This window comes from uncultured Nostoc sp. (genome assembly GCF_964245575.1).
Classification (GTDB): Bacteria; Cyanobacteriota; Cyanobacteriia; order Cyanobacteriales; family Nostocaceae; genus Nostoc.
Window position 1 is genome coordinate 1 of sequence record NZ_CAXTNP010000387.1, and the last position, 5,785, is coordinate 5,785.

A 5,785-nucleotide genomic window follows, 5' to 3' on the forward strand; every position below is an offset into this window, starting at 1 on the left:
GTCTAATCGAAATACTCCAAATATCACAACACCGTCTAATCGAAATACTCCAAATATCACAACACCGTCTAATCGAAATACTCCAAATCCTACAACGCGAAAACAACGCGTTCGAGGAAGAGGATAAAACTTATTTAATTAATGAACTTTGGCAAAATAGTTGATTAAAAATTCAGAATTCAGACTTCAAGCTAGTTGATATTTGAGTTCTGAATTACTTTTAATAAATAAAAGCAAACTGAAAATTAAATATTTTGTAATAAACTTATAACTTATACAGTTAATGCAGCAGATTATGAACAATAGTGTGTATTACCGTAGTACTCTCAAATTGGGATTGATCTCAATTGCTTTGCTTTTCTGGCTTCAATGCCGTGTTATTGCCAAAACTACGGTTGAGCAAGGAGTAACGGAGAAGACAATAATTAGTCAACTGAACTCTCCTCCAGCGCAACCAAATCTTCCTAGAACTTCTGAGCGAATGATGCATTTACTGCTCAGGCTCAAGCTTCCAGTGCAGCCAACCCCTTCTAACACTTCTGAGCAAAATATCCATTTACTACTCGTTCTTAAGCAACGAAGACTTTATATTTATCAGGGGAATGTTTTACTAGCCAGCTATCCAGTAGCTATTGGTAAACCAAAGTGGGAAACGCCTACAGGCAAATTTAAAGTGCTTAATATGGTTGAAAACCCAGTTTGGGAAAATCCATTTGTTAGTTACACACAAGTTGTTCCCGCAGGTTTTCAGAATCCATTAGGAGAACGTTGGATCGGATTTTGGACTGATGGCAAAGACGAAATTGGGTTTCATGGCACTTATCAAAGAAACTCTGTAGGAAAAGCAATTTCTCATGGTTGTGTTCGGATGTATAACGAAGATGTGCGGAAATTGTTTAAAATAGTGACAATAGGAACCCCTGTAACAGTGGTTCCTTAAATACAGATAAATGCACATGAACAACGATGATTTATCTGTTATTACTGTTTTTCATCAGCAGTGCTAGCTTTTTGTGGCAAAAGATAAATACCCCCAGATATTAAAGTCAGGGCCACAGAAATCCAAAAGGCAATCAGAGAGGAACTTTGCCACACTTCACCCAGAGGCGCAATCAAAAGTGCGATCGCAACTATTTGACTAACAGTTTTGAGTTTACCCCAAATATTTGCCCCCGTAATCGTCGTTTGATTCACCCGCCAACCAGCGATCGCTAATTCTCGCGCTAAAATTAAAAACACTCCCCAAGCCGGCACTTTTCCTAATTCAATAAAAACCAGCAACGGCGCAAGTACCAGAAGTTTATCCACTAAGGGATCAAGAAATTTACCCAATTCACTAATTTGGTTGAGTTTCCGCGCCAAATAGCCGTCTAGCCAATCAGTCAATGCAGCAATGAGAAAAATCGCCAAACATATCCACTGAGCTTGAGGTGTGGGATTATATAAACCGTAAAGCAGAAATGGTATCCCCAATAGGCGAGAGAAGGTAATCCAGTTGGGTATGGTCATAGGGAATTCAAAAATCAAACTTCAAAATTAACAATTGTAAAGCAACAAGCAGCCAAGCAAATATGCAAAATCTATGCAGATTAGTGTATCTGAGTGTGGCTGCGTGGGAAAATCTGTTTTCTGTAGCTCTCCTAAAACAATACTATGACTGAACACACAGACTCTCAATTCCGCATCGAACGCGATTCGATGGGCGATCGCCAAATTGCTAGTAGCGTTTATTACGGCATTCAAACACTTCGGGCTATCGAAAACTTCCCTATTAGCGGCATCAATCCTTTAGCTACCTACGTAGATGCTGGATTATTCATTAAAAAAGCTACAGCAATTGTGAATGGAGAACTAAATTGCATTCCCCAAGATATTAGTCAGGCGATTGTCCAAGCAACTGATGAAATCCTGGCTGGGAAGTTCCGCGATCAATTTGTCGTGGATGTTTATCAGGCGGGTGCTGGAACATCCCACCACATGAATGTCAACGAAGTTTTAGCAAATCGCGCCTTAGAAATTCTTGGTGAAGAAAAGGGCAATTACAAACGTGTTAGTCCTAATGACCACGTTAATTATGGGCAGTCTACCAATGATGTGATTCCTACTGCAATTCGTATTGGTGGATTATTGGCATTATCCAAAACATTACACCCAGCAATAGATGGTGCGATCGCATCCTTAGAAAACAAAGCTGTAGAATTTCAAGATATCGTCAAATCTGGCAGAACCCACTTACAAGACGCTGTACCTGTGCGCTTGGGTGAGAATTTTCGGGCTTGGGCGCAAATCCTTACAGAACATCAAAACCGGATTTACACCGCCTCTGGAGATTTAATGGTGCTGGGTTTGGGAGGTAGTGCAGCCGGAACAGGGTTAAATACTCATCCTTTGTATCGTGCCCGTGTGGTAGAAGTTCTCTCAGAATTGATTGATACTCCTTTGGAACCTGCACCCCATCTTATGGCAGCCATGCAGAGTATGGCACCATTTGTAAATGTTTCTGGTGCTTTACGCAACTTAGCACAGGATTTAGTCAAAATATCTCACGATTTGCGGCTGATGGATTCGGGGCCAAAAACTGGTTTGAAAGAAATTCAACTCCCCCCAGTGCAACCTGGTTCCTCGATTATGCCAGGAAAATATAACCCAGTGATGGCAGAGATGACATCAATGGTATGTTTTCAGGTGATGGGTTACGACAGTGCGATCGCTTTAGCCGCACAAGCCGGACAATTAGAATTAAATGTGATGATGCCGTTGATTGCTTATAACTTGATTCACAGCATCGAAATTCTGGGTAATACCATCGCCGCACTTACCGAACGCTGCATTGAGGGAATTACTGCTAACCAGGAACGTTGTTCAGCTTATGCCGAAGGTAGTTTAGCTTTAGTAACCGCACTAAATACCCACATCGGTTATTTAAACGCTGCTGCTGTCGCCAAAGAATCTTTAGAAACTGGTAAATCCCTACGGCAAATTGTCTTAGAACGAGGATTGATGAGTGAAACAGACTTAGCTACAGTGTTAAATCTAGAACAGATGAGTGGTATCTTACCGCTCAAAACAGAATAATAAGGTATTGGGGACTGGGGATTGGGTATCAGGCAGGGGGAAAATTCTTTTTTTCTGCATCCTTCCCCCGCCAACAACTGCCTCTTTGTCTCCCTCATCTCCCTCAGTCCACAGTCCCCAGTCCCCAGTCCCCAGTCCCTAATCCCTATCTACCATGCAGACTCAAAAACCATCTGTTAGTCTTATTCGGGCTACATCCTACGAAAGAGAGGCTTTACGGGAATCTTTAGTCATTCTCCTGGAACCTTTTGGAGGAATGGCAGCGTTTGTGAAAAAAGGCGATCGCGTTTTACTCAAACCGAATCTACTTACAGGGTCGCGTCCTGGTAAAGAGTGTATCACCCGTGCCGAACTAGTTTACCAAGTCGCCCAGATGGTAATTGAGGTTGGCGGTAAGCCATTTTTGGGCGATAGTCCTGCTTTTGGCAGTGCCAAGGGCGTAGCAGTAGCAAATGGCTATCTGCCGATTTTAGAAGAACTCAATCTTCCCATCATCGATTTTCACGGTCAGCGTTACCAAACCATTAGTGACAATTTTAACCATCTGCGGCTGTCTAAAGAAGCAATCGAAGCAGACGTAGTGATTAACCTACCTAAAGTGAAATCACACATGCAGTTGACATTAACACTGGGCGTAAAAAACTTGTTTGGTTGCGTCCCCGGTAAAATGAAAGCCTGGTGGCACATGGAAGCAGGAAAAGACGCGAACAGATTTGGTGAAATGTTAGTAGAAACTGCCAGGGCAATTAACCCTAACTTAACCATATTAGATGGCATCATCGGTCATGAAGGAAATGGCCCCAGTAATGGAGAACCTCGCCAACTGGGGATTTTAGCAGCCGCATCAGATATATTTGCTTTAGATCGGGCAATGATAGAAATCCTCAATGTTCCTCCTGAACAAGTGCCTACAGTTGCAGCTTCCCAAAGGCTAGGAGTTTGTCCAGAACTAGCTGCCATAGAGTTTCCCCATTTAAATCCTGACTTATTAAAAATAGAAGATTGGCGGCTACCCGACAAGTTAATGCCCATCGATTTTGGTATGCCCCGCGTCATTAAGTCTACCTTTAAGCATCTTTACACCCGATTTATCAAGGAACCAATGAGTGTTTATGGAAGGGAGTAGTACCGCAAGCCGGAAGTCACTCATTCAAAAGTCACTCATTCAAAAGGATTATATTCCAAGCTTTTGCGCCATTTTAAATGATATGTTTATTTTTGCGCCCTCTGTACTAGGGAGATGAGGGAGACAAGGAAAGAATAAACCTATACCTAATCCCCAATCCCTACTCCCTACTCCCTACTCCCCAATTTAATGCAAACTTCGTTACAGCAATTTGATTTATTAGCAGAGTAATCTGTAATTACCCTCCGATTGCTTAACCAGACCGCCCTATGATAGTTAGTGGCGGTTTTTTTAGCTGATTAATTTGTAATACAAAAACTTATACGGATTTAGGATCTGGATAATTGGGATTGGGTATTTTGTTCAGACATAAGCAAAGTTTGGCGATAACTCCTACACCTCTACACCACCTTCTAAAATATTTTTGACTCTACCTATATATAGATTGACAAAATTACTGTGATATTAAATAGATTGTAAAATTTAAATTCTAAAATATTTGTTTAGTGGTATCACTGAACCCATGCTGCACAACACAGTTGATGTATCTGTATTTATTCGGTAGCTATCGTTGGTTACAAAAATTATTCCTATCCATTTCTTCTCTAGGATCAAATCTTTTTGTGTATAACTACTGTATAACAATCAAAAGCACTGATAGATATTCAGTGCAATTGCTGTTTTGTGTTCTATATCACAAATTAACAATTCCACTAAAATGACCTTATAAAAGGCGTTTTAGGATGTTATAATCATGAAGTATCGGAGAAATATGTTTTGCTAATTGATCTTTAAGCAGCGAAAAAATGTAATTTATGATGCTGTCAAAGTTGGCTTTGCGTATGCGAACCATTACACCATACAGGGAAACATCTGAAAATATTAATTGCAAAATAAAACATGATGTGTTTTTTTGTAACTTTGTATTAAGAACTCCATGTATAAAAAGGCTATTATGACAGTTATAGAACTGGTTTAGATTGTAGGATGCTACACATTCTACAGTTTAAAAATAGCTAACATAGCATTAAAACTCTCGATAAGAGAGTAGACCTACACAGCGTTACGAAGAACTTCAATTTTGTATGAATTCAAATAGCCAGTCTGCCAATTCTACCGACACATATTCCCAACGTTTGGCAGACATTGTGGGAACTGCGATCGCTCTCTTGACTCTTACCCTACCCGTATTTGTCATCGCCCACTATTCTTCAACTAATGTTCAAATTAACCAGCAACCCTTGGTTCAAAATTTTAAAGGAAATCAAGATTGATAAAGCTTTCCAGTAGCATTTCACCAGCAGTAAAGCTACAAAAAATGAGAAAACTGATTTTGAGAAAATCTCTCTATATTTGGATATAGTTCATCAGGAATAAGCTGAAATCTGTATTGTGTGACTCCAGATTTCAGTTGTCTTGACAGAGTACAGGCAGAAACAAATCCCTCCAACAGCAATCAAGGGCAAGAGAGAATAATACCGTCTTGGAAAAAGCGTTGCGAAGTAACTTCGCAACGCTTTTTCCATTTCAATAGGAGTGGCAGAGATCAGGTGGATGAGGGAGCAGGGGAGGCAGGGGGCAAGG

The 5,785-nt window shown here is 40.6% G+C and carries 6 protein-coding genes; 5 read left to right on the forward strand and 1 reads right to left on the reverse strand.

The annotated features are described in order from the left end of the window. Positions 1 to 295 precede the first annotated feature (295 nt). Positions 296 to 940 (forward strand): L,D-transpeptidase, encoded by a 645-nt coding sequence (locus ACFFAP_RS35060; RefSeq protein WP_375515529.1) that lies wholly within the window; start codon positions 296 to 298, stop codon positions 938 to 940. Between the two features lie 41 nt (positions 941 to 981). Here the strand turns inward: ACFFAP_RS35060 and pgsA are convergent, their stop codons facing one another. After that, the gene (gene pgsA / locus ACFFAP_RS35065; RefSeq protein WP_375515530.1) at positions 982 to 1,509 is read right to left on the reverse strand and encodes a CDP-diacylglycerol--glycerol-3-phosphate 3-phosphatidyltransferase; all 528 of its coding nucleotides are present in this window, start codon (positions 1,507 to 1,509) and stop codon (positions 982 to 984) included. Positions 1,510 to 1,653: 144 nt separating this feature from the next. Between pgsA and ACFFAP_RS35070 the strand changes: the two genes are divergently transcribed. The 4 genes from ACFFAP_RS35070 to ACFFAP_RS35085 all read left to right on the forward strand — a co-directional run. Then, entirely contained in the window at positions 1,654 to 3,075 is a 1,422-nt protein-coding gene (locus ACFFAP_RS35070) for an aspartate ammonia-lyase (RefSeq protein ID WP_375515531.1), read from the forward strand. A gap of 154 nt (positions 3,076 to 3,229) precedes the next feature. After that, positions 3,230 to 4,201, forward strand: coding sequence for a DUF362 domain-containing protein (locus ACFFAP_RS35075; RefSeq protein WP_375515532.1), 972 nt, complete (start codon positions 3,230 to 3,232; stop codon positions 4,199 to 4,201). A gap of 1,085 nt (positions 4,202 to 5,286) precedes the next feature. Then, the gene (locus ACFFAP_RS35080) at positions 5,287 to 5,475 is read left to right on the forward strand and encodes a hypothetical protein (RefSeq protein ID WP_375515533.1); all 189 of its coding nucleotides are present in this window, start codon (positions 5,287 to 5,289) and stop codon (positions 5,473 to 5,475) included. Positions 5,476 to 5,595: 120 nt separating this feature from the next. After that, positions 5,596 to 5,785: hypothetical protein (locus ACFFAP_RS35085; protein ID WP_375515534.1), on the forward strand; the 190-nt coding region annotated here is incomplete at its 3' end.

Excerpts from the sequence above, each read along its gene's own strand:
- ACFFAP_RS35060 (WP_375515529.1), top strand. The coding sequence starts at position 296 with ATGAACAATAGTGTGTATTACCGTAGTACTCTCAAATTGGGATTGATC.
- pgsA (WP_375515530.1), bottom strand. The coding sequence starts at position 1,509 with ATGACCATACCCAACTGGATTACCTTCTCTCGCCTATTGGGGATACCA.
- ACFFAP_RS35070 (WP_375515531.1), top strand. The coding sequence starts at position 1,654 with ATGACTGAACACACAGACTCTCAATTCCGCATCGAACGCGATTCGATG.
- ACFFAP_RS35075 (WP_375515532.1), top strand. The coding sequence starts at position 3,230 with ATGCAGACTCAAAAACCATCTGTTAGTCTTATTCGGGCTACATCCTAC.
- ACFFAP_RS35080 (WP_375515533.1), top strand. The coding sequence starts at position 5,287 with ATGAATTCAAATAGCCAGTCTGCCAATTCTACCGACACATATTCCCAA.